Origin of the sequence: Sanguibacter suaedae (assembly GCF_016342785.1) — a bacterium.
Taxonomy (GTDB): Bacteria; Actinomycetota; Actinomycetes; order Actinomycetales; family Cellulomonadaceae; genus Sanguibacter; species Sanguibacter suaedae.
In genome coordinates, this window is the sequence record NZ_JAEINH010000006.1 from 60,539 (window position 1) to 87,320 (window position 26,782).

The window sequence follows — 26,782 nt, forward strand, 5'->3', positions numbered from 1 at the left end:
CGGTGGGGCCTTCGTCGTGCACGCGTAGGCTGTGAGGGTGGCGAGCACTGGGAACACCGACCGGATCATCTGGATCGACTGCGAGATGACGGGGCTGGACCTCGGCGCGGACGCCCTCGTGGAGGTCGCCGCCGTGGTGACCGACTCCGAGCTCACGGTCCTCGGTGAGGGCATCGACGTGATCGTCCGTCCGCCGGACGAGGCCCTCGAGCAGATGAACGACTTCGTCCGGGAGATGCACACGTCGTCCGGCCTGCTCGACGAGCTCGAGCACGGCGTCTCCCTCGCGGACGCGGAGGCGCAGGTCCTCGAGCACCTGCGGGCCTTCGTGCCCGACCCGGGCAAGGCCCCGCTCGCCGGCAACTCCGTCGCGACGGACAAGATGTTCCTCGAACGCGACATGCGGGAGCTGGTGAACCACCTCCACTACCGGATCATCGACGTGTCCTCCATCAAGGAGCTCGCCCGCCGCTGGTACCCCCGCGTGTACTTCGCGTCCCCCACCAAGAACGGGGGGCACCGCGCCCTCGCAGACATCCTCGAGAGCATCGACGAGCTCCGGTACTACCGGTCGGCGCTCTTCGTGCCCCAGCCGGGCCCGGACACGAAGTCCGCCAGGGCCGTCGCGGCACAGGTCGCCCGGACCTCCGTGTCCGGGACCCTGTCCGTCCCGGACGCCTTCCTGCGCTGACCCGGCTCGGCCCACAGCGCCTCGCCGGCCCGCACCGTCGGCCTGCGTCGGGGCGTGTCGGGAGTCACGCCGGACCGTGTCACGGAGGCCCGCCCGGAGCAGGTACACTTTTCGACGGCCCGGTCTTCCGGTCCAGCAACGCACTTCTGCCCCTGGGCGGGTGCGATGCGCATGGTGGGTATAGCTCAGCTGGTAGAGCACCTGGTTGTGGTCCAGGGGGTCGCGGGTTCAAGTCCCGTTACTCACCCCATGCGGTACGACGAAGGCGCCTCACGTGATCACGTGAGGCGCCTTCGTCGTACTCGGCGTCACCCCTGGGCGGAGACCCTCGCCACGAGAGCGTCCGCGAAGCGGTCGAGCGCCCCCGGCGACTTCGCGAAGAACAGGGACGGCTCGGTGAGCTCGAGCTCGAGGAGGATGGGCTCGCCGTCGTCGCCGGGCAGCATGTCGACGCGGGCGAAGAGCATCTGGTCGGCGGCTCCACCGAGGACGGTCCGTGCGGCCTCGAGCGCACGGTCGGCGAGCGCCAGCTCGGCCTCCGTCGCCTCGACGGTCCGCATGACCTCCTCCTGGTAGAGGCCCTGGGTGGGTCGGTGCCCGCGGGAGAGCATGGCGCTCTTGCGGACGGCGTGGGAGAACTCGCCGTCGACGAAGATCAGGGCGGTCTCGCCCGCGACGTCCACCTGGTTGAGGTAGGGCTGCACCATGACGTGCCGTCCGGAGCGCAGGAGCTCGCGGGCGTGGAGGATCGCCTCGCCGCGCGCCTGCGCGGTGTTCTCCTGGTACCGGGCCGTGTCCCGAGCCCCGGCGCTCACGGTGGGCTTGATGACGTAGTCGCCGTGCGCAGGCAGGCGCGTGTGGATCGCCTGCGACGTGAGGTGCCGGTCGGGGTCGAGCCACAGCGTCCGGACGATCGGGACGCCCATCTCCCCCATGGTCTTCAGGTAGTACTTGTCGGTGTTCCACGCGATGACCTCGGCGTCGTTCGCGAGGCGAGGGACGCTGCGGGCCCAGGAGATGAACTCGTCCTGGCGGGCCGAGTAGTCCCAGGTGGAGCGGACGACCACGAGGTTGAACGACGTCCAGTCGACGTCCGGGTCGTCCCACACCGCCGCCGTGGCCTCGACGCCGCGCTCCGCGAGCGCCTCGACGAGGGGGGCGTCGTCCGGGTCGAGGTCGGGGAGCACGGAACAGGTGGCTAGGGCTACGCGAGGTGTCGGCACCGTCCAAGGATAGCGAGTCGGTCCCTTTCCGCGGCCCGGGGCGCCGGCACCGGGTGAAACCTGGCACGGGGCCCCTCTGCACCGCCCGCCCGCGGGCTGCCCGACCTACGCTGACGTGCATGGACTCCCGAGAGGCTGCTGACGCATGACGCAGGGCAAGGTGCTCGTCGTCGACGACAACCAGGACATCTGCGACCTCGTGGCGCTGAAGCTCAGCAACGCGGGTTTCGAGGTGACGCAGGCGAACGACGGGCTGTCGGGGCTCGAGCTCGGGCTCAGCGGGGACTTCGACCTGGTGGTGCTCGACGTCATGATGCCCGGGATGTCCGGCATCGACGTCCTGCGTCGCCTGCGGGACGCCGAGCAGACCGCCACCACCCCCGTCCTGCTCCTCACCGCGAAGACGCAGGAGCGGGACGTCGAGACCGGGTTCGCTGCCGGTGCAGGCGAGTACATGACCAAACCGTTCAGCCCGAGAGAGCTGCTCGTGCGCGTCAAGGCGATGCTCGCGCGCCGTCAGCCCTGACATGCTCGTCCTCTCCTGGACCGTGCTCGTGTGGACCCTCACGGTCCTCTGCGCGCTCTGCGTCGCCCTCCTCCTCGCGACCGTGGCCGTGCGCGTGGGTCGCGGGGTGCTGGCGCGCCGTCGTGAGGCTCTCGTGGCGCAGGTCCGCCCGCTCGTCCTCGAGGTGCTCACCGCGGAGGACGACGAGGTGGCCCCGGCCTGCGAGAAGGTCGCCGCGGTGCCCGAGCCCCTGTGGCCGACGGCCGAGCGGTACGTCCTGGCCGCGTTCGACTCGGTCCGCGGCGAGGTCCGTGACGCCCTCGTCCAGGTGCTCCTGGACCGCGGGACCCTCGCGCGCGCCGTGGCGGCGACGACCGCGCGCAGCGCCGTCCGCCGCGCGCGCGCCGCGGAGGTCGTCGGGCTCGTCGGGCACGTCGACGGACGCCGGAGCATCGTCCGCCTCCTGTCGGACCCGAGCGTCGAGGTGCGCACCGTCGCCGCTCGCGCGCTGGGGCAGCTGGGCGACCCGCACGTCGCCGCGCTCCTCCTCGGGGCCCTGCGACCGGGATCGGACGTCCCCGCGAGCATCGTCGGCACCGCGCTCATCGGTATCGGCGAGGCGGACACGACCGCGCTGGAACCCGCGCTCGAGGGGGCGCTCGCCGACCGCGACGAGATCGTGCGGCTGACGGCGGTCGCCGTCGCCGCCGAGCTCCTCGTCCTGCCCACCGCGCGGTACGTCGGCGAGAGGGTGCTGCACGACCCGTCGCCCGCCGTGCGGGTCCAGGCCGCCCGCGCCCTCGCTCGGCTGGGTGGCGCGTGGGCCGTGCCGACGCTCGCCTCGGCGACAGCCCCGACGGAGGACCCCGGGGTGCGGCTGGCAGCCGCTCGCACGCTCCTCGACATGGGGACCCCGACGGCTCTCGACCACCTGGCGCCGCTCCGCGACGACCTGGACCCGGACCTGCGCCGGCTCGCTCTCGAGGCCGGCCCCACCCTGACCACGGAAGGGGCTGGACCATGACCCTCGACCCGGTGCGCGACGCGCTCGTCACGTTCTTCGACGTCACGGGCTCGTGGCTCCTGCTCTACTTCTTCCTCATCAACTCGTCGTACCTGCTGCTCATCGTGCTCGCGAGCGTGAACTTCGGGCGCCACCTGCGCCGCTCCCCCTTCGCCGGGACGACGGCCGCGGCACGCTCGCCGCTGACGCCGGGCGTCTCCGTCCTCCTGCCGGCGTACAACGAGGCGAACGTCATCCTCGACTCGGTCCGGTCGGTCCTCGACCTCAGGTACCCGGACCACGAGGTCGTCGTGGTCAACGACGGGAGCAGCGACGCGACCCTGGAGCGGCTCGTGGAGACGTACGGGCTCGTGCGCAGCACGCGCGGCGTCGAGGGGAAGATCCCCGTCCGGGGGGATCTCCGCGGCGTCTGGGTGCCCACGGACGACAGCATCCCGCTCGTGGTCGTCGACAAGGAGAACTCCGGGCGCTCGGACAGCCTGAACATGGGCGTGAACGTCGCCTCCAGGGACCTCGTCGTCATGGTCGACGCGGACTCCATCCTCGACCCGGACGCCCTGCTCGTCGTGTCGAAGCCGTTCGCGGACGATCCTCAGAACGTCGTCGCCACCGGTGGAGTGATCCGGGCCGCGAACGGGTGCCGCGTCATCGGCGGACGCGTGGTCGACGTGCGCATGCCACGGTCGGCCGTCGCCCGGATCCAGGTCGTGGAGTACCTGCGGTCGTTCCTCCTCGGGCGGGCGGGCTGGTCGCAGGCGAACGCCCTCATCCTCATCTCCGGCGCCTTCGGGATGTTCCGCAGGGACGTCCTCGTGGAGGCGGGCGGGCTCGACCCGGACTCCATCGGCGAGGACTTCGAGCTCGTCATGCGGATCCACAAGATGATGAAGGACGGCGGGCGCGACTACCGGGTCGTGTTCGTCGCGGAACCGGTGAGCTGGACGGAGGTCCCGGACACCCTCGCCGTCCTGGGACGCCAGCGCCGCAGGTGGCACCGGGGCCTGTGGGAGGTCCTCTGGGGGTACCGGCGCATGACGTTCAACCCCCGCTACGGGCGGATCGGGATGGTCGCCCTGCCCTACTACTGGCTCTTCGAGCTCTGCGCGCCGCTCCTCGAGGTGATCGGGGTGATCGTCGTCCCGCTGGGACTCCTCCTCGGGGTCATCAACGTCCCCTTCGCGATCGCCTTCCTGCTCGTGGCCTACGTCTATGCGTTCTTCGTCACGTGCGCAGCGCTGCTCGTCGAGGAGGTCTCGTTCCACCGGTACGCCCGATGGCGCGATCTCGGGTCCATCGTGCTCGCCTCGGTGGCCGAGAACGTCGGCTACCGACAGCTCACGGCCGTCTGGCGCCTGCAGGGGTGGTGGGCGAGCCTGACCCGGAAGAAGGCCGTGTGGGGCACCATGACGCGGGCGGGCTTCGGGAGCAGCTGACGACCGACGCGCGTTCCCCGCGTGGCCCGACCGGGGGGCGACGCACGGCCCGCGGGCGATGCAGAAGAGGCCCAGGTCTGGTGACCTGGGCCTCTCTCGTGTGCGCCATCAGGGACTCGAACCCCGGACCCGCTGATTAAGAGTCAGCTGCTCTAACCAACTGAGCTAATGGCGCGCGATGAAGAACATTACCAGTACAGCGCGGCACACCGTGACCACTCCTGATGTCGCGCTGGTCACACGGCAGGGGCGAGCTGCACCGCGCCGCGACACACCAGAGGGCGGAAACAGCAGAAGGCTCCTGCTAAACGATGTCAGCAGGAGCCTTCCTGTCTGTGCGCCATCAGGGACTCGAACCCCGGACCCGCTGATTAAGAGTCAGCTGCTCTAACCAACTGAGCTAATGGCGCGCGTTGGGAAACATACCAGCCGCAGGAGTCCGATCGCCAATCGGCGACGACCCACGGGGACGGTGGGACAGGCTACCTCCGGCTCTGCGCGCGCTCCTCGGCGAGGATCGCCGCGGAGTCGGGCCCGTACGGGTCCACGAGGTCGGCCATGAGCGCGAGCGGGATCCGCTCGTCGGCGAGGCGCGCCAGCAGGCGGCTCACGTCCGGGAGCTCCCCGGCGTCCGTGGCAGACCGCCCCTGCCTTTCGGAGGGCTGGTCGTCGTGCAGGTTCGCCCACTCGAGCACGTCCGCCCACGCGACGTCCCGCACGTGCGTACCCGTCTTCGTCCTGACAGTCGACATCGTGTTCCTCCACACCCCGGTCGTTCCGCCAATGTCAGCACCGCTGACCGCGGACGGCAATGGAGAGAAGTCCCCATCGGCCGCCCTGCCGTTCCTCCTCATGCTCGTCCGCGCGCCTGGGAGCCGCACGTGCTGGACCGGGGGAAATCCTGGGAACCCGCGTGTAAATGCCTCATATCGGCGCTCCTCGCGCCCATTTCACCCTCCACGGACACCCCCTGCCGTAGGCTCGCCGCCAAGAGAGCACCCCACGCCCGACCCTGGAGAGCGATGACCACGCGACTGTCCCCCGGAGACCCGGCCCCCGACTTCACCCTCGAGGCCGCGGGCGGCGCGAGCGTCTCCCTCGCGGACCTGCGCGACCGCCGCACGATCCTCTACTTCTACCCGGCGGCGAGCACGCCGGGCTGCACCACCCAGGCGTGCGACTTCCGCGACTCCCTCGCCGCCCTGGGCGCCGCGGGCTTCCACGTCGTGGGGATCTCCCCCGACGGCCTGACCGCGCTCGACCGGTTCGCCGAGGAGGAGCACCTCACGTTCCCCCTGGCGTCCGACCCGGGCAGCGCGGTGGCCACCTCCTACGGCGCGTACGGCGAGAAGTCCCTCTACGGGAAGACCGTCACCGGCATCATCCGATCCACCGTCGTGGTCGGCACCGACGGTCGCGTCGAGTTCGCCCAGTACAACGTCAAGGCGACGGGCCACGTGGCTCGGCTGCGGCGCGCCCTGGGTGTCGACGACGCCTGAGGCCCGCAGCACCTAGACTCGTGGCCGAGCGCGAGTGGCGTAATCGGCAGCCGCGCCAGGTTTAGGTCCTGGTGTCCTCGGACGTGGGGGTTCGAGTCCCCCCTCGCGCACACGTCTTCCTTGCGACCGGAGCCCTCATGACCGACGACCTGGCCACCGGCCCGTACCGCAGCGTCACCGTCTCGTTCGCACAGCGCAGCGGGCGCCTCAAGGACCGCCAGCAGCGTGCCTGGGACTCCCTCGCGCCACGGTTCGTCATCGACGTCCCGCGGCAGGTCTCGCGGACGTCGGTCGACCCCGGCTTCGTCCTCGACGCCGCCGAGGTCTTCGGGCGTGACGCGCCTCTCGTCGTCGAGGTCGGCACGGGCCAGGGCGAGGCCATCACCGAGGCGGCCGCCGCGGACGAGGGACGCAACTACCTGGGCCTGGAGGTCTACCGCCCAGGGATGGCCCAGACGCTCCAGCGCATGCGCCGCCTGGGCCTGGAGAACGTCCGCCTGGTTCAGGTCGATGCCGCCTCCGCGCTCCGCACCCTGCTCCCCGCAGGGACGGTCGACGAGCTCTGGACGTTCTTCCCCGACCCGTGGCACAAGTCGCGCCACACCAAGCGTCGGCTCGTGACCCAGGGTTTCGCGGAGACGGTCGCGCGAGTCCTCGCCGACGACGCGGCATGGCGCCTCGCCACCGACTGGGAGGAGTACGCCACCCAGATCCGGCGGGTCCTGGAGGCGAGCCCCGACCTCGTCGTGACACCGGACACCTCACGGTTCGCCGGCCGGACGCTCACCAGCTTCGAGCGCAAGGGGCTGGAACGAGGGCGGGTCATCCACGACGTCACCGCCGTCCGCAGCCCGCGCGGGGACCGGCGGACGGCCGAGGCCGCCGGTCCCGCCTGACGCCTACTCGCCCGACGCCGGGTTCTGGGCCTGCTCCGCGATCTGCTGGCGCACCTCGTCCATGTCGAGGCCCTTGACGGCCTCCACGACCTGCTCGAGCGCGGGCGCGGGGAGCGCACCGGGCTGGGAGTAGACGAGCACGCCCTCACGGAAGGCCATGAGCGTGGGGATCGAGGTGATGCTCGCGGCCGCCGCGAGCTCCTGCTCGGCCTCGGTGTCGATCTTGCCGTGGACGACGTCCGGGTGCTTGTCGGACGACGACTCGAAGACGGGGGCGAACTGGCGGCACGGACCGCACCACGACGCCCAGAAGTCCACGAGCACGATGTCGTTGTCCTTGACGGTCTGCTCGAAGGTGGCTCCGGTGAGCTCCTGCGTGGGCATGCGATGTCCTCTCGTCGACTGCTGGTCACCCTGTAGGACACGTCACGGCGTCGAGGTATTCCCGCACGCGCGAGGGGGCCCCGCCGGCTGTCGCCGACGGGGCCCCTCGAGCGGTCAGCGCGTGAACGGGATGGTCACGCTGGACGCACCACCCACGGCGAGCGTCGTCGGACCGCGGCCGATAGCGCTCCACACCTCGACCTGGACGGTGCCCCCGTCGAGGTCGCCGAGCGTCCCGGACGACGACCGCAGACCGCGGGCCTCCGTGTATGTCTCGTACCCCACGACGGGATCCGTCGCGAAGTACGCGTACGTCTCCACACGGTCGAAGCTGCCGTCGCCCGTGAGGTCGTACGAGACCCGGACCTGGGTCCCGTTGCCCACCGTCGTGCCCGCGTCGAGGTCGAGCGCGAACCGTGTGCCCCCCGGCGCGAGGGTCGCCGTGACGTCCTCGGCGACGAAGGTCGACGGGGAGGCCGGCTCCCCGTCGTGGTTGCCCGTCGCCGCGGCGACCGTCACGGTGCCCGGGGCGTCGACGTCTGCGACGAGGCCGCCGTCCGCGGTGAGCAGGAGCTCACCGTCGAAGTCGCCGGGAGTCGGGTCGGTCGGCTCGTCCGTGGGCTCGTCCGTCGGTTCCTCCGTGGGCTCGTCCGTCGGCTCGTCCGTGGGCTCCTCGGTCGGCTCCCCCGGGTCGACGCCGACCCCGCCACCGCCGCTCCAGGTGTGCGCCCCGGTCGTGGCGGTCGTTCCCGCCGCCACCACGAGCTCCGTGCCGTCGGAGAAGGTCACCGTGAGCGGCGAGCTCCCGGTGTTCGACGCGACGTACGTCTTCTGCCCGTTCTTGACGAACACGGACGACAGCACGTGGTCGGCGGTCACGGACGTGTCGACCGTCCCCAGCGCCGCGAGGTTCGCGACCCAGTGGTAGGTGTGCGCCCTCGACTCGCCCTCCTCGACGGTGTAGCCGGGGTCGGCGAGCAGGCCCTCGAGCGCCGCCTCGCCGTCACCGAGCGCGAGGAAGCTCCAGAGGATGTCCTGCCACACGTCGGGCTCCCCGCCCTTGTTCGCGACGACCTCCGCGTAGTTCTCCAGGACGTAGTCCGGGCGGTAGCCCAGGTACAGGTGGTTGCCGGTGATGGGCAGCATGTTGATGCCCTGGATCATCTCCGGCGCGGCGCTGAACCACGTGGAGTAGGACCCGCCGTCACCCCAGACCATCCCGACCGTCGTGTGCGGGAAGTTCTCGGGGAACGCCTCCCCGGAGGAGTTGAACCAGTAGTTCTGGATGGCCGACGCCTGCGTGGTCCACAGGTAGACGCCCGCGTCGCGCACGGCGGTGTCGCCCGTCGCCTCTCCCCACTGGATGAGGGCACCGGCGAAGTTCTGCCCCTCGGAGCTCGACTCCTGGTTGTTGCCCGCGGCGAACGCGGCGTGGCCGGCCGCCCAGTCGTGACCGGCGTAGATGTCGAAGTCCCGGAGGTAGGGGAACCTGTCCTCGTCACGGTCGTAGCTGTTGGCGTCGCGGATGAGGAGGTCGACCATGCCGCCGTACCGCTCGTCGGACGCCCACTCGGGGTCGAACTTGGCGAGCGTGGCCGCCGCGGCGACGTAGTAGCCATAGTGGAAGTGGTGGTCGTTGAGCTCCTTGTCGGAGCCGTAGGACCCCGGGAACCCGACGAGGGTCCCCCACGCCTCGTTGTAGGCGAAGACCTTCTCGGTCTTGCCCTCGGTCGCGGTGAACCAGTCGGTGAGCACCTCGCGCATCTGGTCGAGCGCGGTGTCGCGGATCTCGGTCTCACCGAGCTGGTCGGCGATCTCGGCGATCCGCGCGGCCCGCCCGAGCCCCTTGCCGGTCCAGTAGGTGTCGTCGTTGAGGATGAGGACGGGCTCCTCGGCCACCTCGTCGAGGTACCCCTCGAGCTTGGCCCGCTCCGCGCCGTCGCCGGTCGCGACCGCCGGGATCTCGGGGAGCACCCCGGTGAACTGCGTCACTGTCGTGAACGCGTCCGCGCCCGCGATCACCGGCATCGGCCCACGGGGTGACACGTAGGTCTCCTCGACGAGGTCGGCGCCGACCAGGTGGTCCGCCTGGTGCGGGTAGAGGGCGATGACCGTCCCCTCCTGGTCGCCGAGGACGGACTCGGTCTCGTAGCCGTACGTCACCGTGACGTCCGCGCTCGACTCGTCGTACGCGTAGTCGACGGTGGTCCCGACGACCTCCGAGTACGCGTGCTCCGCGTACGTGGCGGCGAGCGCCGTCCGGTCCGCGTCGGTGTCACCGGGCGTGGTCGGCAGGACCGCGACGGAGAAGTAGCCGGTCTCACCGAGAGGGCTGCGCAGCTCCTGGCCGGAGAGGGACCAGTCGCCGCCCGGCGGGGCGAACGCGACATAGTCGCGGCCGTCGACGGAGAAGCCGACCTGGGTTCCCTCGTCGAGCCACACCGTCGGTGTGCTGCTCGCCGTGAGGAGGGCGTCACCGCCCGTGGCCCGGTAGTAGGAGAACGGCAGACCGTGCCCGATGGTCGCCTCGAGGGTTCGCGTCCCGTCGGACCAGGACGGGGTGACCGTCCAGTCGCTCCAGTCGGCGACGCGGACGACGTCGGCGTCGAGACCTGCCACTCCAGCGACGAGGTTCTCGGCGTACATGAAGTGGTACTCGCCGACCCCGCCGGCGCTGCCGGAGATGGTGGGGGTCGTCGTGTAGGAGATGCCGAGCCCTGCGGCGTTCGGCTGGTAGGACGCCGGGTGGGCGTGCAGCGGCTGGCTGTACTGGCAGTCCCACTTCTTGAAGACGAGGGAGGACCACCAGTCGTTGGTGGGGACGGGCCCCGGGGGCGCGTCCTCCGTCATGTACTGCCGCGGGTTCGTGGACAGGTCGCCGCACCCTTCGGGTGCGGGACCGACGGGTGCGGTGGTGTAGCTCCCCTCCCCGACCGGGACCACCTCTGCTGCGGTGGCCGGGGCGGCGAGGGTGAGGCCGACGGCTGCTGCCGTGGCTACGGACAGGACCCCCTGCAGGCCGCCGGCGCGGCCTGTGCCGCGTGGGTGTTGACGTGCGGATATACGCATTACCGGTCTCCTTTGACCAGTGGCCGAACGGGTGGGGACAGCACTGTCCCCATGACGCCCTACCCCTGTGAGAGCGTTCCCAGACGGGGACGTTACGCCGCGTTTCTCACATATGCACATCGGCCCGTGGGGTCACGGCCGATGTGAACGTGCACGCGCGTGCACGTGCCGCGCGCCGCATGGCGGCATCTGCCCTGGTCGGGTAGAACTGCACGGTGACGAACACCGCCGACTTCCCCTCCCCCGACTTCGACCCCGAGGACGTCCAGCCCGCGGGATGGCTCGGTGCCGACGAGATCGCCGCCGCCCGACGCCAGCTGCCCCTCGTGTACGTCGACGCCGTCCCCGTCCGGGTCGACGAGTCCGGCGACGTGGTCGCCGTCGGACTCCTCCTGCGGGTGAACCGCGACGGAGTGATGAACCGCGCCCTCGTCTCCGGCCGCGTCCTGTACCACGAGCGGATCCGCGACGCCCTCCTGCGACACATCGAGAAGGACCTAGGACCCGTCGCGCTGCCACAGATCCCGGCGTCGCCCCAGCCGTTCACGGTCGCCGAGTACTTCCCCACCCCCGGGATCACCCCGTACCACGACTCCCGCCAGCACGCCGTGTCCCTCGCGTACGTCGTCCCCGTCGGTGGCGACTGCCGACCGCAGCAGGACGCGCTCGACCTCGCCTGGATCTCCCCGGAGCAGGCGTGCAGCGAGAGCGTCCAGGCCGAGATGTACGGCGGCCAGGGCGTCCTCCTGCGGCAGGCGATGGCCCACGTCGGGCGCCTCGCCTGACCTGCTCGCCCGACCTAGCCGTCGGTCGCGGTGAGGTCGAGCCTCGGCCAGTCGTGGAGGTCTTCCTGCATGCGACGGTCGTGGGTGGCCACGACCACCGCCGCGGGTGAGGACCGCAACGCCTGCGTGAGGTCGTCGACGAGATCGATGGACAGGTGGTTCGTCGGCTCGTCGAGCAGCAGGACGTGCGGGGCGGCGAGCAGCGCGCAGGCCAGGTCGAAGCGCCTGCGCTGACCCACGGACAGCTCGGCGAGCGGCCGCTCGAGGTCCTCCTCGGAGAGCACCCCGAGGAGCGCCACCGGGACCACGTGCTCGGGGTCGAGCTCACCGGCGTCGAGGAGGCGCAGTGCGAGCGTCGCGTAGCGGTCGAAGCCGCTTGCCGCCGCGTCGTCGCCCAGCACCTGTGCGCCTTCCTGCGCCACCACACCGAGACGTGCACCGTCGAGGGCTGTCCGGTACCCGCGGTCCAGGGCCACCGTCCCCGCCAGCACCCCGAGGAGCGTCGACTTCCCGGCGCCGTTGGCACCGGTGACGAGGAGCCGGCCGGCCGGCGGCACCGTGACGCGCACGCCCGGCAGGTCGAGCCTTGGCGGGCCCTCCCCGTCGACCCGGGGGTTGCGCACGTCCACGACCGGCGCTCCCGCGTCCCACCCGGGTCGCATCGCGGGGAGGTCCGGGAACACGAGGTGCGGTGGCGGGGGCGGCACCTCCACGGCCTCCGCCTCGAGCTTCTCCACCAGGCGGTCCGCCGCCTTCACGTGGATGCGCGCGCGCGTGGCACGCCGGTGCTTCTGGCTGCCCTTCGCCGGGCGCCACTCGTCGGAGAGACCCTCGTACGACGCGTCCAGGCGCTCGGCGAGCTTCTGGGCGCGCGCACGCTCGGCCCGGTACCGCTGCCGCCACCGGTGCATCGCCTGGTTCTTGGCGAACCGGTAGGACACGTACCCGGGCTGGCCGTAGAGGACGGGCCGACCGTCGATCGACGGGTCGAGGTCGAGGATCGCGGTCGCCACGTCGTCGAGGAGCTGCCGGTCGTGCGTGACGATGACCACGGCGCCGCCCCACCGGCAGAGCTCGGCGGTGAGGAAGTCGATCCCTGCGCGGTCCAGGTGGTTGGTGGGCTCGTCGAGGAGGAGCAGGTCGGCGCGCTCCGCGAGCCGGCACGCGAGCCGCACCCGGAAGCGCTCACCCACGGAGAGCGTCGCGAGGGTCCTGGACCGGTCGCGGCATGCCCCGAGCCGGGAGAGCGCCACCTCGACGCGACGGTCGGCGTCCCACGCCGAGAGGTGCTCGGCGCGCGCGAGGATGTCGGCGAACTCCTGGAGGGACCCGGACGAGTGGTCGAACCCGGCCGCCGCGGCGTCCAGGTCGTCCGCGGTGCGTCGCACCCCGGCCAGGGCCGTCTCGACGAGGTCACCGACGGTCTCCTGAGGAGTGACCACGAGCTCCTGGTCGACCACGGCGACCGTCCCGACCCGCCGGACCTCCCCGGACGTGGGAGTCAGGTCGCCCGCCAGCAGCCGCAGGAGCGTGGTCTTGCCCGTGCCGTTCTCCCCCACGACCGCGAGACGCTGGCCGGCGGACACGGTGAGGGACACGGACGAGACCACCGGCCTGCCGGGATAACCGAAGGACAGGTCGACGGACGAGAGGTGCACCCCGCCACGATACGCGGTTACCGTCGGAGGATGCGGATCCCCTGGTGGTCGACCCTCGGTATCGACGTCGTGTGCGTCCTGGCGTTCGCCGCCGCAGGCCGCTCGTCCCATGCCGAGGAGAACACCCCCGGCGCGCTGGTGGGGACGGCCTGGCCGTTCCTCGTCGGGCTCGCGGTCGGGTGGGCGGTGCTGGCGGTCGTCGCCCGTCGCCGTGACGCGGGCGGGCAGGGACCGACCACGTGGGCGCGACCCGTCGCGATCGGCGTCCCGCTCGTCGTGATCACCTGGTCCGTCGCGATGGTGCTGCGCGCCACGACGGACCAGGGCCTGTCGGGGGCGTTCCCGGCGGTCGCCCTGGGCGTGCTCGCGGCGCTGCTCGTCGGCTGGCGGTGCGTCGCCGTCCTCGTCAGCGGCGCAGCGCGTCCGCGATCCGCGGGGCGAGGGCACGGAACGCCTGCCCCCGGTGGCTGATCGAGTTCTTCTCTACGGCGGAGAGCTCGGCGCACGTCCGGTCGTGGCCCTCGGGGCGGAGGATCGGGTCGTACCCGAACCCACCGTCGCCCCTCGGCTCGGTGAGGAGGCTCCCCTCGAGGGTGCCTGTCTCCACGTGCTCCGTCCCCCAGGGGGTCACGAGTGCCGCCGCGCACACGAACCGAGCACCACGGTGCTCGGGGCGGACGTCCCTGAGCTGGTCGAGGAGCAGATGGAGGTTGGCGCGGTCGTCGCCGTGCCGGCCGGCCCAGCGCGCGGAGAAGATCCCGGGAGCACCGCCGAGCACGTCCACCGTCAGGCCCGAGTCGTCCGCGACCGTCGGGAGCCCGCTCACCGCGCAGAGCGCACGCGCCTTGATCAGCGCGTTGTCCGCGAACGTCAGCCCGTCCTCCACGGGCGCCTCGACGCCGAGACCGTCGGCGCCGACGACGTCCCCGGCTCCGAGGTCGGCGAGGGCACCGCTGCCGACGAGGATCGCGTGCAGCTCACCGACCTTGTGGACGTTGTGGGTCGCGAGGACGAGACGGGGCACGGGACCTCCAGGGTGGTGGGACGGGTCAGACGAGGTGGACGGCCCCGGGCTCGGCGACGTCGATGGGACCGGCGAAGGACGACTCCGCCTCGGCACGCGTGAGAGCCGGGTCGTTCCAGCCCGGGACATGCGTGAGCAGGAGGCGCCGCGCGCCCGCGTTCGTCGCCGCGGCACCGGCCCGCAGCCCCGTGAGGTGGATCCCCCGCGCCGTGTCGCGGCCCTCCACGAAGGCGGCCTCCGCGAGCAGGAGGTCGGCGTCGCGCGCGAGGTCCTCGAGGGCGTCGCACGTGTCCGTGTCGCCGGTGTACGCGAGGACGGTGCGCGTCCCGGGCACGAGCGTGCTCGGGCCGGTGATCCGGAACCCGAAGGCAGGGACCGGGTGCTCTACGGGGAAGGGCTCGATCTCGAAGGGCCCCACGCTCACGACGTGCCCTGTCTCCCAGCAGCGCACGTCGAGCCGGTCGGACATGCTCTCGTCGTCCTCGAGCCCGTACATCTCGGCGATCCGCCGGTCGGCACCCGGCGGGCCGTAGACCGTGCTCGGCTCGAGCCCGGGGTTGCGCTCGGCCCCGCGCACCGGGTGGTACCTGAGGAGGACGTAGAGGCCCGAGACGTCCGCGCAGTGGTCCGGGTGCATGTGGGACAGCGCGTAGAGGTCGACGTCGAAGGGGTCGATCGACCGTTGGAGCGCACCCAGCGATCCGTTGCCGAGATCGAGCACCACGGACCACAGGCGCCCGTCGGGGTCCTCGGCCTGGAGCAGGTAGCTCGAGGCGGGCGAGCCCGCGGAGGGGCCCGACCCGGACATCCCGACGATCGTCAGCTTCATGCGACCGATTCCACCACGGGGACCTCAGGTCCGAGGAATCGGCGCGCGAGGGCGGAGAAGACCGCTGCGTCGCCGGTGGACGAGAAGCGGTGCTCGGGCGGACCCGAGGCGACCCCCCGCTCGATACCGTGGGCGAGGAGGGTGCGGTACACGTCCTTGGCGGTCTCCTCGGCGCTCGACACGAGGGACACCTCCTCCCCCATGACGTAGGCGATCGCCCCGGTGAGCAGCGGGTAGTGCGTGCACCCGAGGATGAGGGTGTCCACGCCGGCGTCGCGGACGGGGTCGAGGTAGCGGTGCGCAGCCGCGAGGACCTCAGGTCCGGCGGTGATGCCCGCCTCGACGAGCTCGACGAACTCGGGGCAGGCCTGGGGCACGACCGTGACCCCGGACGCCACGGCCAGCGCGTCCTCGTAGGCTCGCGACTCGATCGTCGCCCGAGTCCCGATCACCCCGACGCGCCCGGTCCGGGTCGCGGCGACCGCGCGCCGTGCGGCGGGCAGGATCACCTCGACGACCGGGATGCCGTGCTGCACGGAGTACCGCTCCCGGGCGTCACGGAGGACCGCGGCGGAGGCCGAGTTGCACGCGATGACGAGCATCTTCACGCCCTCGTCGACCAGGCGGTCCATGATGTCGAGCGCGAGGGACCGGACCGTCGCGAGCGGCTTGGGGCCGTACGGGGAGTTCACGGTGTCCCCGATGTAGTGGACCGACTCGTTGGGCAGCTGGTCGAGGATCGAGCGGGCGACCGTGAGGCCACCCACGCCGGAGTCGAAGATACCGATGGGGGCGTCGTTCACCCCCTGAGGGTAGCGCTGCGCCGGACCCACGAAAAACGCCGACCCGCACGGAGTACCGTGCGGGTCGGCGGTGCCACGTGATCGTGGCGCGCAGGCTGGGCGGCGGCGGACCGGGCCCGGCCTGCGGTTGTCAGAGCTTGGACTTGCCGCGCCCCACGAAGCCGAGGATGAGGCTGACGACCAGGACGATGATCCCGATCCAGATGAGGATCTTCGCGGCCTCGACGGCCACGCCGAGAACGAGGAGGACGACGCCGACGAGCAGGACGAGGAGCCAGGTAGGCATGTGGGGCCTCTTTCTCTTTCACAACCCGGTGCGGACTGTCCGCGGTGGGGACGATGAAATTCATCCTGGCAGGGTATTGACAATCGCGCATCCTGAACGAAGATGTTGCGACTTCGCCGTCGGCCCGATACACGCAGCGCGGACCGTCACGTCCGTCGCAGGCGCTTCTCCCGCCGGAAGTCCCTGAGCAGGCAGTCCGTGAGCGACTCCTGCATGTACCCGGCGAGCAGGAAGACCGACCCGAGGAACACCCGCGGACCTCGCCCGTCCTCCGCCACGTCGTCGAGGAGCTCGTCGAGGTTCTCCTCGCCGCTCTCGACGTCGCCCTCGGCACCCCACGACGCCGTCACCGAGTCGTAGAGCTCCTGGGAGTCCTCGTCGGTGCGCAGGTCGAGCCGCTCACCGATGACGAGCCGGATGTCCGCGAGCGCGCCTGCGACGGCCTGGGCCTCGTCGCGCTGCACGCGGAACTCGAGCTGGCGGCTCTCGTCGCGCGAGGGTGCCGCCTCGAGGAGCATCTGGGCGAAGAGGAGCAACCGCTCGACCTTGTGCGCGCGGAGGTCGTCGTCCGTGAAGCGACGGAACTCCCGGGCGATCTCCGGGTCGGAGGACGCATCGGGGATGAGACGGCGGACGGCGGGGTCCGTCGGGGCGCGGACGGGCTCGTCGTCCATCCCGTCGAAGAGCTCGCGGATGGCTGCGTCCGCCGCCTCGTCGCCGACGCCCGGGGCCGGTGCGTCGGCCGCGTCCGAGCCGGCCGCGTCGCTCTCGGCGCCGGGCGCGTCCTGCTCGTCGTCCTCCACGTACTCGTAGAGGCTCTCCTCGCCGCCGAGGAGCTCGACGACGTCGCCGGTCACCTGGGCGAGCACCAGACGCTCGGGGGTGGAGAGCCCCGCCACGTACGTCGCGGGGTCCTCGCTGCTCGGTTCGAAGGGCCGGACCACTACTCTCCACTCCGTTGCATCGTGGCCCACAGCCCGTAGGAGTGCATGGCCCGGACGTCCATCTCGACCTTCTCGCGCCCGCCGGTGGACACGACGGCCCTGCCCTCCTCGTGGACCTGGAGCATGAGGCGGTGCGCCTTGCGCTCCGAGAAGCCGAAGTAGCTCTCGAAGACGTACGCGACGTAGTTCATGAGGTTGACCGGATCGTTCCAGACGATGGTCACCCAGGGTTCGGCGGCCTGCGGGCCGACGACCGCCACGGAGTCCGAGTCGGGCGAGGTTCTGACAGTCACGGGTCAACTGTAGGTCCTCGGCGGGATGGGACGGGGCGAGGTGCCCTACGGTGGATGCCATGGGAACAGCGCTCCTCACGGACCGGTACGAGCTCACGATGGTCCAGGCGGCCCTCACGGACGGCACGGCGGACCGCCGTTGCGTGTTCGAGGTCTTCACGCGACGCCTGCCGTCGTGGCGCCGGTACGGGGTGCTCGCCGGCACGGGGCGGGTCCTCGAGGCCCTCCGGTCGTTCCGGTTCGAGCCCGAGGAGCTCGAGTGGCTCGGCCGCGAGCGAGTCGTCGACGACCGCACGCTCGAGTTCCTCGCGGGATACCGCTTCACCGGCCAGGTCACCGGCTACGCCGAGGGTGAGACCTTCTTCCCGTCGAGCCCGGTCATGGTGGTCGAGGGGACGTTCGCGGAGGCGGTGCTCCTCGAGACACTCGTCCTGTCCGTCCTCAACCACGACTCGGCCGTCGCGTCCGCCGCCTCGCGGATGACGAGCGCGGCCGTCGACCGACCGTGCCTCGAGATGGGTTCCCGGCGTGCGCACGAGGAGGCTGCGGTCGCGGCGGCGCGCGCCGCCGCCGTCGCGGGCTTCGTGGGGACGTCGAACCTCGAGGCGGGGCGACGCTACGGGTTGCGGACCATCGGGACCGCGGCCCACGCGTTCACCCTGCTCCACGACGACGAGGAGTCGGCCTTCGCTGCGCAGGTGGCGGTCGCGGGGCCTCGGACGACCCTGCTCGTCGACACGTACGACGTGGCGCGCGGGGTGGAGCGTGCCGTGCGGATCGCCGGCACGGGCCTCGGTGCGGTGCGGCTCGACTCGGGCGACCTCGGCGTGCAGGCCGTGGAGGTGCGCAAGCAGCTCGACTCGCTCGGCGCCACGGGCACGCGCATCACGGTGACGTCCGACCTCGACGAGTACGCGATCGCGTCGCTCGCGGCCTTCCCGGTCGACTCCTACGGTGTGGGGACCAAGCTCGTCACGGGCTCGGGCGCCCCGACGTGCGGCATGGTCTACAAGCTCGTCGCCCGCGAGGGCACGTCCGGCGAGCTCGAGCCGGTCGCGAAGGCCGCGACCTCGAAGACGAGCGTCGGCGGCCGCAAGACCGCGGCCCGCCAGCTCGACGAGAACGGCCGTGCGGTCGCCGAGGTCGTCGTCGGCGGGCCGGACGCGCTCGTCGCGTCGTGGAGGCCCACGACGGACGACCTGCGCCCGCTCCACGTCCCGCTCGTCACCGACGGGGTCGTGGACGACAGGTGGACGGGCGCCGCGGGCGTCGGAGCCGCCGCCGAGCGCCACACGGCATCCCGCGAGGAGCTGCCCCGCGGGGCGCGCCGCCTGTCGACCGGTGAGGTCGCCCTGCCCACGACGACCCTCACCCTCGACTGATTACCGCTACTTCTTCCCGACGAACCACCCGCGGACGAGCTCGACGCGGGCGGTGAGCTGGTCGATGCTCGCGAGCGGGACCTCGGGCCCGCCGCTGCGGCGCCGCAGCTCGTTGTGGACGGAGCCGTGCGGCTGGCCCGTCCGCCGGGCCCACGCCGACACGAGCTGCGAGAGCTCCTTGCGCAGATCAGCAGCCCGACGATGCTCGAGCTCGCTGCGCTCCGCGGCCTTCTGCGCCGCGGCTCCCCGCCCCTTGATGTGGTCGGCCTGACGCTGCTTGAGGAGCGTGGTCACCTGGTCGGCATCGAGCAGGCCGGGCAGGCCGAGGAAGTCGAGCTCCTCCTCGGACCCGACGTCCGCGCCGGTGCCGAACTCCCCACCGTCGAAGAGGACACGGTCGAAGGAGGCCTGCGCCTCGAGCATCTGGAAGGACCCCTGCTCACCGACACCGTCGGACGCCTTCTCCTCGCGGTTGGCGGCCGCCATGAGGGCGTCCTCGGGGTTGAAGAGGTCGCCCGACTCGGCCGCGCTGAGCGGCTTGTCGAGGGCGTGGTCCCGCTCGAGCTCGAGGCTGTTGGCGAGGCCCAGGAGATTCGGGACGCTCGGCAGGAACACCGACGCCGTCTCCCCACGCCTGCGGGCGCGGACGAACCGGCCCACGGCCTGGGCGAAGAACAGGGCCGTCGCGGTGGACGTGGCGTAGACGCCCACGGCGAGGCGCGGCACGTCGACCCCCTCGGACACCATGCGGACCGCGACCATCCATCGCTGGTCACCGTCGGAGAACTCCTCGATGCGCTTGCTCGCGCCGTCGTCGTCGGACAGCACGACCGTCGGGGAGGTCCCCGTGATGCGGGCGAGGTGCCCCGCGTACGCGCGGGCGTCCGTCTGGTCCGTGGCGATGACGAGACCGCCGGCGTCGGGGACCGCGCGCCGCACCTCGGTGAGCCGCTTGTCGGCCGCCTCGAGCACCGACGGGATCCACTGCCCCTGCGGGTCGAGCGCGGACCGCCACGCCTGCGCGGTCATGTCCTTGGTCATGCCCTCGTCGAGGCGTGCGCTGATCTCGTCGCCCGCACGCGTCCGCCAGCGCATCTGGCCGGAGTAGGAGAGGAAGATCACGGGCCGGACGACACCGTCGCGCAGCGCGTCGCCGTAGCCGTAGGTGTAGTCGGCCGAGGAGCGGCGCACACCGTCCGGGCCGCGCTCGTAGGTGACGAACGGGATGGGCGCGGTGTCGGACCGGAACGGGGTGCCGGTGAGCGCGAGGCGGCGGGTGGCGCCCTCGAAGGCCTCGCGGACCGCCTCGCCCCAGGAGAGGGCGTCACCGCCGTGGTGCACCTCGTCGAGGATCACGAGGCTCCGCGCCGCCGCGGTCCGGGCGGCGTGGAGCGCCGGGTTCGCAGCGACCTGCGCATACGTGAGCGCCACGCCGTCGTACTGCGCGCCGTGGCGCCCCTGGCTGTTCTTGAAGTTCGGGTCGATGCGCACGCCCACCCGCGCCGCCGCGTCCGCCCACTGGTGCTTGAGGTGCTCCGTGGGTGCGACCACCGTGATCCGTCGTACGGACCCCTGCTCGAGGAGCTCGGTCGCGATGCGCAGCGCGAACGTCGTCTTCCCGGCACCCGGGGTCGCGACCGCGAGGAAGTCCCGGGGGCTGCGCGCGCGGTAGACCTCGAGGGCCTCGGCCTGCCAGGCACGGAGCTTCGAGGCGGTGCCCCACGGCGCTCGCGTCGGGAACGACGGAGACAGGTGGGACGCCGCGGACGACGACGCCGCCTGCGGGACGGGCGTCGCCGGAGGACGCAGGGGCGCACCGGCGGGCGTGCCGTGGTGGTCCGCGGAGCGGTGGTCGGTGGTCGAGAGGTCCTGCTGATCCTGCTCCGGAGTCACCTGCCGCCGTCACCCGGTCCCGAGCCGCCGGGCTCGCCGTCCTGAGGATCACGAAGACCCTCGTAGATCTCCTTGCACACCGGGCACACCGGGAACTTGCCCGGGTCGCGGCCCGGGACCCACACCTTCCCGCAGAGCGCGATGACGGCCTTGCCGCTCAGCGCGGAGTCGAGGATCTTCTCCTTGCGCACGTAGTGTGCGAACCTCTCGCGGTCCCCCGGCTCGACCTCCTCGCGGGTCTCGCTGCGCTCCAGGACGCTCGTCGACGTGCCCGAACCCGGATCCCCCGGGGTGCCGGCCGGGTCCGACGGCCCGGTGCTCATCGAGGGGCTCATCAAGGGTTCGCTCATACCCCTGAGTCTACGTCCGACTCAGATGACCCCCAACTGTCCACGGAGCACCTCCACCACCGCACCGGCGAGGACGTCGTCCACCTCGACGCTCGCCGTCCGGACGCGAAAACCCCGCCCGACGGCCGGCATCGTCCGGTCGAGCACCTCCTGCTGCGCGGCCTCGCGCAGGGCTCCCCCGAGCAGGCCCACCGGCCCGCTGAGGACGACCTCCTGGAGGTCGAGGGTCGCGACCACGGGGGCGAGGACCGCACCGAGGACCTTCCCGACCTCCCCGAGGAGAGCCTCCCGCGCCGGTCCGTCCAGCCCCGCGGTACGACGCTCGAGGACCCCGAGACGGAGGACGGTCTCGAGGCAGCCCGTCCCGCCGCACACGCACCGGTCGCCGTCCACGACGGCGCGCACGTGACCGATCTCTCCTGCCGAGCCCGAGTCACCGCGCACCCGGGAGCCGTCGAGGACCAGCCCGGACCCCACCCCGTCGCTCACCATGACGACCAGGGTGCCCGTCCCCGAGGCGCTCCCGAAGGTGTACTCGCACATCGCGGTCGCACCGGCGTCGTTGACGACGTGGACGGGCAGGCCGGTCGCTGCACGCAGACGCGCCTCGACCGGCACACCGTCCCAGTCGCGCGCCGGCGCGTGGTGGACGCTCCCGTCGCTCTCGACGATGCCGGGCACCGCGGCCCCCACACCCAGCACGGGTCCGGCGGCGTCGGCCACGAGGAGCCGGACGAACCGCACGAGGACCTCGAGGACGACCCTGCCGTCGCGGTCACCGAGATCGAGGGTGCGCCGGCTGAGGAAGCGACCGGTGAGATCGCTCACGCCGCCCCGCAGGACCCACCCGGACCCGACGTCGACCGCCACCACCCGGAAGTGCTCGCTGCGCAGCGCGACGAGCATGGCGGGCTTGCCTGCACGCCGTTCGTGGCGGTGGCCGACCTCCTCGACGAGGCCCTCCGCGAGGAGCACCCCGACGAGGTCCGACACGGTGACCGGGGTGAGGCCGGTGGCTCGGGCGAGATCAGCGCGCGACGTGGGTCCCCCGTGGAAGAGACGCTGCAGCACGATCGCCCGGTTGTGCGCCCGGGCGTGCTCGGGGAGGACCTTCTCGTGGGACCGCACGACGGAGGCAGGACGGCCCCATCCCTGAGCTCCGTACGTCCCGCGGGTCATGTTCGTCAGTGCACCTCCCGCCGCGCGCGGTGTCAAGGATCACACCGCGCGTCCGCCGAGTTACAGCTCGCTCACGAAGCGATCACGAAACGGTCCGGCGTGCCCGAATCATCACCCTCGCTCCTTAGGGTTGGAGCATGACCTCGAACGACGCCCGACCGTGCCGACCCGCACGCCCCCGCCCGGGCGTGCGCGCTCTCGGCACCGGCCTCCTCGCCGTCGCCCTCCTCACCGGGTGCGCGGCCGAGAGCGAGAGCGACTCGGCCGGGTCCGTCGAGGCAGTCCCGGCCGTCGCCGAGGTGACGGGTGTCTCACCCGTGGAGGCCCAGCAGCTGGTGACCACCGCGTCGGTCGACGTCGTGGTGAGCGACCCGGTCGTCGCCGCTCTCGAGATCAGCAGGCTCGTCGAGCAGGCGGGCGGGCGCGTGGACGAGCGGTACGAGACCGCACCGGGAGACGGGTCGGAACCGAGCGCGAACCTCACCGTCCGTGTCCCCTCGGACCGGATGACCGCCACCCTCGACGCCCTCGAGGACGTCGGCACGGTCGAGAGGACGCAGATCGTCTCGACCGACGTGTCCGCCACCGCCACCGACCTCGACGCGCGCATCGACTCCCTGCGGGTGTCCGTGGAACGGCTCGAGGAGCTCATGGGCGACGCGTCGTCCACCGCCGACCTCCTCGAGGCCGAGTCGACCCTCACCACCCGCCAGGCCGAGCTCGAGAGCCTCGTGTCGCAGCGCGACCGCCTCGCGGACCAGGTGGACCTCTCCACGCTCGAGGTCTCCCTCACCACGTCCCCGACCCCCGCGAAGATCGAGGACGAGGGATTCCGTGACGGCCTGGCCACCGGGTGGGACGCGCTCGTGGCGACGGTCGGCGTCGTCGTCGTCGTCCTCGGCACGCTGCTCCCGTGGTTGGCGGTCGGTGCTGCCGTCGTCCTCGTGGTCCGGTGGCTGGTGCGCGTCGTCCGGCGTCGCAGGAAGCCCACCGCATCGTCGCCCGGGAGCCAGGGCGGCCGCCCCGGGGACGGGCAGGGCGGCCACGGTGAGGACGGATCGCACGGACCTGCGTCCCCTCCACCCGGAGGACACGTGCCCGACGAGGGCGGTGCGCCGTCGGACGAGCACGGCACGCCGCGGCCGCTGGTCCACAGCTGACCGACCCGACGTAGGGTCGGCACATGTCACCGTCCGCACAGCAGCAGGGGCCCTCGAGGGCTCGCGTGGACAGCTGGACCTGGGCAGTGCGGCTCTTCCGGACACGATCGGCAGCGGCGGCCGCGTGCCGCGCCGGACACGTGCGGGTCAACGGCGAGCGGGCCAAGCCGTCGACGCCCGTCTCCCCCGGGGACGAGGTCCACGTCCGGGGTACCGGCGCGGAGCGCGTCGTCGACGTCACGACGGTCATCACCAAGCGGGTCGGGGCCCCGGTCGCCGTCGGGTGCTACACGGACCGCTCCCCCGCGCCGCCACCACGGGTGGCGGCTCCTGCGCTGGTCGCCCAGCGGGACCGCGGGGCGGGCCGGCCGACCAAGCGCGAGAGGCGCGAGATCGACCGGCTGCGGGGCCGGGACTGACGGGTCCCGGCCCCGCGTCACCCGTCAGGGCGTGTAGATGTTCGGCTTCGCAGGGCGCGTGAACCCGTCCCCGAGGAAGAAGCTCGGGTGCGGTGGCTGGTTGTAGGCCGTGTTCTGCCAGGCGATCGCCGTCCGGTACTGGGCGTCGTGCAGCAGGGTGGTGATCCTCGTCGTCGTCTCGACGGGGGTCGCGTAGATCCGCAGGCCGCTGCTGTCGCTCTTGGCCCAGACGACCTCCTCGCGCCAGTCGCCCCAGAGGTCACCCGAGAGCGCCGGGGTGGCCTTGGTGCCGTTGGCGGCCGTGACGCCCGAGGCCGTGAGGAGCCGGGTGTCGCCCGAGGGCCCGTACTTGCTGATCTGGTTGCGGTCCAGCAGCTCACGGACCGGGTCGGCGTCCCACCACACGAGGAAGTTCGCGCTGCTCGGCTTGCGCCCCACGCTGGCTCCGGTGGCACCGTTCATGAGGTTGGCGTCGCCGGAGGACCAGGCCTCGGCCCCGGGGCTGCCCGCGTAGATGTCGGCGGACACGCCTCGACCGTTGTCGGTGCCGGTGGCCGTCTTCCAGAGGATCTGGCCGGTCCGTGCGTCGGCCATCCACGACCTCGGCTGCGAGCTCGACTCGTTCACCTTGAAGTACTCCAGGCCTGGGCGGCTCGGGATGAGGTCGCCCACGTGGCCGGCGTCCCCGTGCCCGGTCCGGGCGTTCCACAGCACGGACCCGTCGTGGTCGAGGGCGAGCGAGCCGTAGAGGATCTCCTGGCGCCCGTCCGCGTCGACGTCGGCCACGGAGAGCGAGTGGTTGCCCTGGGCGGCCGTGCCCGATCCGGTGACGTTGGAGTCGAAGGTCCACCGACGGGTGAGCTTCCCGTCACGGAAGTCCCAGGCGACGACGACGCTGCGCGTGTAGTACCCGCGGGCCATGACGAGCGACGGACGCGTGCCGTCGAGGTACGCGGTCCCGGCGAGGAACCGGTCGACGCGGTTGCCGTAGCTGTCGCCCCACGAGGAGACGGTCCCGCGCGCCGGCACGTAGTCGACCGTGTCCCTGACGGCCCCGTTCCGGCCGTCGAAGACGGTGAGGAACTCCGGCCCGCTGAGGACATATCCTGCCGAGCTGCGGTGGTCGGCGCTCCCGCTGCCGATGGTCTGGCCCGTCCCGGAACGCGTACCGTCGGCGGTCTTCATGGCGACCTCCGCCCGACCGTCGCCGTCGTAGTCGTACACCTGGAACTGGGTGTAGTGGGCCCCGGCGCGAATGTTGCGGCCGAGGTCGATGCGCCACAGGCGCGTCCCGTCGAGCTCGTACGCGTCGAGGAACACGTTGCCGGTGTACCCGGACTGCGAGTTGTCCTTCGCGTTGGACGGGTCCCACTTGAGGACGATCTCCAGCTGACCGTCACCGTCGAGGTCGCCGACGCTCGCGTCGTTCGCGGAGTACGAGTAGCCCTCGCCCGAGGGCGTCGTGCCGTTGGCCGGCTTCTGGATGGGGACGTCCAGGTAGCCGTTGGCGAAGGTGAGGGACGGGCCCGATGCGGGCTGCTCGGAGCCGCCGACGACCGCGCGCACGGTGTAGCTGGCGTTCGCGGGCGCCCCGGCGTCGTAGACGTTCGTGGAGCCGGTGACGGGCGAGGAGGTGATGCGCGTCCCGCCCCGGTACACGTTGAACCCGGTGCTGACGGCCTCGGTGCCGAGCAGGCGCCACTGGACGAGGTTGCCGTTGCCGGAGCGGACGCTGATGACACCACGATCGAGGTCCTCGGCCTGCCACGCGCCGTTGCCCGGGGTGGTGGGGGTGCCCGGGTCGGGAGCAGGGTCGGTGGCGGCAGCGGTGAGCACGAACTGCTTGTTCGTGTTCGCCGTGCAGCCTTCCTGGATGATGGCGGCACCGGACGAGGACGACGCGCTCCGCACGGACAGGCACAGGCCGGTGTGGACGCTCTTCAGCTGGTAGCCGGCACCGGAGGCGGACGTCTGCCACTGCTGGTTGGCGAACCCGTCGACGCAGGGCCACTGCTCCAGCTGGGTGCCGCTCTCGGTGGACCAGCCGGGCACGTCGACGCACTTGCCCGACGCGACGTTGCGGAGGGTGTACGTGTCGGACGCGACCTTGGTGAGGGTGAACTGCTGCCACGCAGCGCCGGGTGTGCAACCCCACTGCTGGATCTTGGCGCCGTCAGCGGTGGAGCCGCCGGTGACGTCCAGGCAGAGGCTGCTGCGGACGTTGGACAGGGTAAAGGTGCCGTTGGCCGGCGGTGCGGCCGCGGCCGTCGGCACGCCCAGGGTCAACGACCCGAGTGCGACGACGGCGAGGGCCACGAGCGCCGCGAGGGCACGGTGGGTTCTGGCCGACCACGCCGACAGGCGTGGTCGGCGGGTGGTGAGCAGGGTGGGATGCACGGGATCTCCATCGACTCGGCAAGGAAGGGCCGCCGGAGGGGGACCGGCGGAGGACGTGAACGTTAACAGGACCGACCGGCGGAAAGCCATGCATCTTGCGCGGATCGGACAGAGTTCTTCATCGTTGAAACGATTCGTGCGGCCGTGGGACCGGATGCGTTCGCGGCGCGGGCCGTCCACGATGGACGAACAGCATCCGGTCGTGGACAGGAGGAGACCGTGCCGAAGACCACCAAGAAGGGCGAGGCCCGCGAGGACGAGCTGCCGAGCACGCTACGCCGGTCGGACGACAAGGCGCAGCGGACGTTCGCCAAGGCGCACGACTCGGCGGCCGACGAGTACGGCGAGGGTGAGCGGGCGCACCGCGTCGCCTATGCGGCGCTCAAGCACACCCACGAGAAGGTGGGTGATCACTGGGAGCCCAAGGACGAGAACGGCCCGTCCGACACCAGGGCGGCCGGTTCCCGCGACTCCGACGCCCCCACGGCCGGCGGGGTGGACGCCAACGCGTCGAAGGAGCACCTCTACGAGGTGGCGAAGCGGCTCGACGTCCACGGCAGGTCGTCCATGACCAAGGACGAGCTCGTCGACGCCATCAAGCACGAGAACGACGCGCGGACCCGCAAGGCACGCGACTGAGCGTCGAACCCGCGCGG

The 26,782-nt window shown here is 71.8% G+C and carries 27 protein-coding genes and 4 tRNA genes; 14 read left to right on the top strand and 17 right to left on the bottom strand.

All coding sequences use genetic code 11. From position 1 onward, the window contains the following. Positions 1-37 precede the first annotated feature (37 nt). Positions 38-691, top strand: coding sequence for an oligoribonuclease (gene orn / locus JAV76_RS08655; RefSeq protein ID WP_198733645.1), 654 nt, complete (start codon positions 38-40; stop codon positions 689-691). A 174-nt stretch (positions 692-865) separates the two neighbouring features. Continuing rightward, positions 866-941, top strand: a tRNA-His gene (locus tag JAV76_RS08660). A 58-nt stretch (positions 942-999) separates the two neighbouring features. Here JAV76_RS08660 and JAV76_RS08665 read toward each other — a convergent pair. Next, positions 1,000-1,914 carry a DcsG N-terminal domain-containing protein gene (locus JAV76_RS08665; RefSeq protein ID WP_198733646.1) on the bottom strand — a complete coding sequence of 305 codons (915 nt, stop codon included), beginning with the start codon at positions 1,912-1,914 and terminating at the stop codon, positions 1,000-1,002. Positions 1,915-2,059: 145 nt separating this feature from the next. On the opposite strand from JAV76_RS08665, the gene JAV76_RS08670 reads away from it, so the two are divergent. Genes JAV76_RS08670 through JAV76_RS08680 form a run of 3 tightly spaced genes read left to right on the top strand, consistent with a single transcriptional unit; the run spans position 2,060 to position 4,876 of the window. Further along, positions 2,060-2,440, top strand: coding sequence for a response regulator transcription factor (locus tag JAV76_RS08670; RefSeq protein WP_198733647.1), 381 nt, complete (start codon positions 2,060-2,062; stop codon positions 2,438-2,440). 1 nt (position 2,441) lies between these two features. After that, positions 2,442-3,443, top strand: coding sequence for a HEAT repeat domain-containing protein (locus JAV76_RS08675; RefSeq protein WP_198733648.1), 1,002 nt, complete (start codon positions 2,442-2,444; stop codon positions 3,441-3,443). Further along, positions 3,440-4,876, top strand: coding sequence for a glycosyltransferase family 2 protein (locus JAV76_RS08680; protein ID WP_198733649.1), 1,437 nt, complete (start codon positions 3,440-3,442; stop codon positions 4,874-4,876). The genes JAV76_RS08675 and JAV76_RS08680 overlap by 4 nt, the downstream gene beginning before the upstream one ends. A gap of 101 nt (positions 4,877-4,977) precedes the next feature. Here the strand turns inward: JAV76_RS08680 and JAV76_RS08685 are convergent. The 3 genes from JAV76_RS08685 to JAV76_RS08695 form a co-directional block, all read right to left on the bottom strand. After that, positions 4,978-5,051, bottom strand: a tRNA-Lys gene (locus tag JAV76_RS08685). 161 nt (positions 5,052-5,212) lie between these two features. Continuing rightward, positions 5,213-5,286: transfer RNA gene (locus JAV76_RS08690), tRNA-Lys, on the bottom strand. Between the two features lie 72 nt (positions 5,287-5,358). Then, complete coding sequence (locus tag JAV76_RS08695) at positions 5,359-5,628, bottom strand: hypothetical protein (RefSeq protein ID WP_198733650.1); 270 nt, start codon at positions 5,626-5,628, stop codon at positions 5,359-5,361. 270 nt (positions 5,629-5,898) lie between these two features. Between JAV76_RS08695 and JAV76_RS08700 the strand changes: the two genes are divergently transcribed. From JAV76_RS08700 to trmB, 3 genes are all read left to right on the top strand, one after another. Beyond that, complete coding sequence (locus JAV76_RS08700; RefSeq protein ID WP_198733651.1) at positions 5,899-6,375, top strand: peroxiredoxin; 477 nt, start codon at positions 5,899-5,901, stop codon at positions 6,373-6,375. Positions 6,376-6,403: 28 nt separating this feature from the next. Continuing rightward, a tRNA-Leu gene (locus tag JAV76_RS08705) sits at positions 6,404-6,485 on the top strand. Between the two features lie 27 nt (positions 6,486-6,512). Next, positions 6,513-7,271, top strand: a complete 759-nt coding sequence (gene trmB / locus JAV76_RS08710) for a tRNA (guanosine(46)-N7)-methyltransferase TrmB (protein WP_198733652.1) — start codon at positions 6,513-6,515, stop codon at positions 7,269-7,271. A 3-nt stretch (positions 7,272-7,274) separates the two neighbouring features. Here the strand turns inward: trmB and trxA are convergent, their stop codons facing one another. Beyond that, on the bottom strand, positions 7,275-7,655 hold the full coding sequence (gene trxA, locus JAV76_RS08715; RefSeq protein ID WP_198733653.1) for a thioredoxin: 381 nt from the start codon (positions 7,653-7,655) through the stop codon (positions 7,275-7,277). 114 nt (positions 7,656-7,769) lie between these two features. After that, on the bottom strand, positions 7,770-10,724 hold the full coding sequence (locus tag JAV76_RS08720; protein WP_198733654.1) for a glycosyl hydrolase: 2,955 nt from the start codon (positions 10,722-10,724) through the stop codon (positions 7,770-7,772). Between the two features lie 215 nt (positions 10,725-10,939). Here JAV76_RS08720 and JAV76_RS08725 point away from each other — a divergent pair, with 215 nt between their 5' ends. Further along, the gene (locus tag JAV76_RS08725) at positions 10,940-11,509 is read left to right on the top strand and encodes an NUDIX hydrolase family protein (protein WP_198733655.1); all 570 of its coding nucleotides are present in this window, start codon (positions 10,940-10,942) and stop codon (positions 11,507-11,509) included. Between the two features lie 14 nt (positions 11,510-11,523). Here JAV76_RS08725 and JAV76_RS08730 read toward each other — a convergent pair whose 3' ends face one another. Next, positions 11,524-13,167, bottom strand: a complete 1,644-nt coding sequence (locus JAV76_RS08730; protein WP_307844099.1) for an ABC-F family ATP-binding cassette domain-containing protein — start codon at positions 13,165-13,167, stop codon at positions 11,524-11,526. Positions 13,168-13,197: 30 nt separating this feature from the next. On the opposite strand from JAV76_RS08730, the gene JAV76_RS08735 reads away from it, so the two are divergent. Further along, the gene (locus tag JAV76_RS08735; RefSeq protein WP_198733657.1) at positions 13,198-13,638 is read left to right on the top strand and encodes a DUF3054 domain-containing protein; all 441 of its coding nucleotides are present in this window, start codon (positions 13,198-13,200) and stop codon (positions 13,636-13,638) included. Here JAV76_RS08735 and rdgB read toward each other — a convergent pair. From rdgB to clpS, 6 genes are all read right to left on the bottom strand, one after another. After that, the gene (rdgB, locus tag JAV76_RS08740) at positions 13,574-14,191 is read right to left on the bottom strand and encodes an RdgB/HAM1 family non-canonical purine NTP pyrophosphatase (protein WP_307844101.1); all 618 of its coding nucleotides are present in this window, start codon (positions 14,189-14,191) and stop codon (positions 13,574-13,576) included. The genes JAV76_RS08735 and rdgB overlap by 65 nt on opposite strands. Before the next feature lie 25 nt (positions 14,192-14,216). Then, positions 14,217-15,020 carry an MBL fold metallo-hydrolase gene (locus JAV76_RS08745; RefSeq protein WP_198733659.1) on the bottom strand — a complete coding sequence of 268 codons (804 nt, stop codon included), beginning with the start codon at positions 15,018-15,020 and terminating at the stop codon, positions 14,217-14,219. Continuing rightward, positions 15,017-15,823, bottom strand: coding sequence for a glutamate racemase (gene murI, locus JAV76_RS08750; protein ID WP_198733660.1), 807 nt, complete (start codon positions 15,821-15,823; stop codon positions 15,017-15,019). Before murI ends, JAV76_RS08745 begins: the two co-directional genes overlap by 4 nt. 130 nt (positions 15,824-15,953) lie before the next feature. Then, complete coding sequence (locus tag JAV76_RS08755) at positions 15,954-16,109, bottom strand: hypothetical protein (protein WP_198733661.1); 156 nt, start codon at positions 16,107-16,109, stop codon at positions 15,954-15,956. 146 nt (positions 16,110-16,255) lie between these two features. Further along, a complete protein-coding gene (locus tag JAV76_RS08760; RefSeq protein WP_198733662.1) occupies positions 16,256-17,053 on the bottom strand; it encodes a DUF2017 family protein in 798 nt (265 codons plus the stop codon). Further along, a complete protein-coding gene (gene clpS, locus JAV76_RS08765; protein WP_198733663.1) occupies positions 17,053-17,346 on the bottom strand; it encodes an ATP-dependent Clp protease adapter ClpS in 294 nt (97 codons plus the stop codon). The genes JAV76_RS08760 and clpS overlap by 1 nt, the downstream gene beginning before the upstream one ends. Positions 17,347-17,405: 59 nt before the next feature. Between clpS and JAV76_RS08770 the strand changes: the two genes are divergently transcribed. Beyond that, positions 17,406-18,728 carry a nicotinate phosphoribosyltransferase gene (locus JAV76_RS08770; protein WP_198733664.1) on the top strand — a complete coding sequence of 441 codons (1,323 nt, stop codon included), beginning with the start codon at positions 17,406-17,408 and terminating at the stop codon, positions 18,726-18,728. A gap of 6 nt (positions 18,729-18,734) precedes the next feature. Here JAV76_RS08770 and JAV76_RS08775 read toward each other — a convergent pair whose 3' ends face one another. From JAV76_RS08775 to JAV76_RS08785, 3 genes are all read right to left on the bottom strand, one after another. Further along, positions 18,735-20,537, bottom strand: coding sequence for a DEAD/DEAH box helicase (locus JAV76_RS08775; protein ID WP_198733793.1), 1,803 nt, complete (start codon positions 20,535-20,537; stop codon positions 18,735-18,737). A gap of 80 nt (positions 20,538-20,617) precedes the next feature. Beyond that, entirely contained in the window at positions 20,618-20,971 is a 354-nt protein-coding gene (locus JAV76_RS08780) for a DUF3039 domain-containing protein (RefSeq protein ID WP_198733665.1), read from the bottom strand. Positions 20,972-20,992: 21 nt separating this feature from the next. Continuing rightward, entirely contained in the window at positions 20,993-22,150 is a 1,158-nt protein-coding gene (locus JAV76_RS08785; RefSeq protein ID WP_198733666.1) for an ROK family transcriptional regulator, read from the bottom strand. Between the two features lie 137 nt (positions 22,151-22,287). On the opposite strand from JAV76_RS08785, the gene JAV76_RS08790 reads away from it, so the two are divergent. Together JAV76_RS08790 and JAV76_RS08795 are read left to right on the top strand one after the other, a co-directional pair. After that, a complete protein-coding gene (locus tag JAV76_RS08790) occupies positions 22,288-23,310 on the top strand; it encodes a DUF4349 domain-containing protein (RefSeq protein ID WP_198733667.1) in 1,023 nt (340 codons plus the stop codon). A gap of 23 nt (positions 23,311-23,333) precedes the next feature. Further along, positions 23,334-23,729 (top strand): RNA-binding S4 domain-containing protein, encoded by a 396-nt coding sequence (locus JAV76_RS08795; RefSeq protein WP_198733668.1) that lies wholly within the window; start codon positions 23,334-23,336, stop codon positions 23,727-23,729. 24 nt (positions 23,730-23,753) lie between these two features. Here the strand turns inward: JAV76_RS08795 and JAV76_RS08800 are convergent, their stop codons facing one another. Beyond that, positions 23,754-26,126 (bottom strand): rhamnogalacturonan lyase family protein, encoded by a 2,373-nt coding sequence (locus JAV76_RS08800; protein ID WP_307844104.1) that lies wholly within the window; start codon positions 26,124-26,126, stop codon positions 23,754-23,756. Between the two features lie 219 nt (positions 26,127-26,345). Here JAV76_RS08800 and JAV76_RS08805 point away from each other — a divergent pair, with 219 nt between their 5' ends. Next, on the top strand, positions 26,346-26,765 hold the full coding sequence (locus JAV76_RS08805) for a ChaB family protein (protein WP_198733669.1): 420 nt from the start codon (positions 26,346-26,348) through the stop codon (positions 26,763-26,765). Positions 26,766-26,782: the final 17 nt, after the last annotated feature.

Coding starts and splice junctions, on each gene's coding strand:
- JAV76_RS08670 (WP_198733647.1), top strand. CDS start 2,060: ATGACGCAGGGCAAGGTGCTCGTCGTCGACGACAACCAGGACATCTGC.
- JAV76_RS08675 (WP_198733648.1), top strand. CDS start 2,442: ATGCTCGTCCTCTCCTGGACCGTGCTCGTGTGGACCCTCACGGTCCTC.
- JAV76_RS08680 (WP_198733649.1), top strand. CDS start 3,440: ATGACCCTCGACCCGGTGCGCGACGCGCTCGTCACGTTCTTCGACGTC.
- JAV76_RS08695 (WP_198733650.1), bottom strand. CDS start 5,628: ATGTCGACTGTCAGGACGAAGACGGGTACGCACGTGCGGGACGTCGCG.
- JAV76_RS08700 (WP_198733651.1), top strand. CDS start 5,899: ATGACCACGCGACTGTCCCCCGGAGACCCGGCCCCCGACTTCACCCTC.
- trmB (WP_198733652.1), top strand. CDS start 6,513: ATGACCGACGACCTGGCCACCGGCCCGTACCGCAGCGTCACCGTCTCG.
- trxA (WP_198733653.1), bottom strand. CDS start 7,655: ATGCCCACGCAGGAGCTCACCGGAGCCACCTTCGAGCAGACCGTCAAG.
- JAV76_RS08720 (WP_198733654.1), bottom strand. CDS start 10,724: ATGCGTATATCCGCACGTCAACACCCACGCGGCACAGGCCGCGCCGGC.
- JAV76_RS08735 (WP_198733657.1), top strand. CDS start 13,198: ATGCGGATCCCCTGGTGGTCGACCCTCGGTATCGACGTCGTGTGCGTC.
- JAV76_RS08745 (WP_198733659.1), bottom strand. CDS start 15,020: ATGAAGCTGACGATCGTCGGGATGTCCGGGTCGGGCCCCTCCGCGGGC.
- JAV76_RS08755 (WP_198733661.1), bottom strand. CDS start 16,109: ATGCCTACCTGGCTCCTCGTCCTGCTCGTCGGCGTCGTCCTCCTCGTT.
- JAV76_RS08770 (WP_198733664.1), top strand. CDS start 17,406: ATGGGAACAGCGCTCCTCACGGACCGGTACGAGCTCACGATGGTCCAG.
- JAV76_RS08780 (WP_198733665.1), bottom strand. CDS start 20,971: ATGAGCGAACCCTTGATGAGCCCCTCGATGAGCACCGGGCCGTCGGAC.
- JAV76_RS08785 (WP_198733666.1), bottom strand. CDS start 22,150: ATGACCCGCGGGACGTACGGAGCTCAGGGATGGGGCCGTCCTGCCTCC.
- JAV76_RS08790 (WP_198733667.1), top strand. CDS start 22,288: ATGACCTCGAACGACGCCCGACCGTGCCGACCCGCACGCCCCCGCCCG.
- JAV76_RS08795 (WP_198733668.1), top strand. CDS start 23,334: ATGTCACCGTCCGCACAGCAGCAGGGGCCCTCGAGGGCTCGCGTGGAC.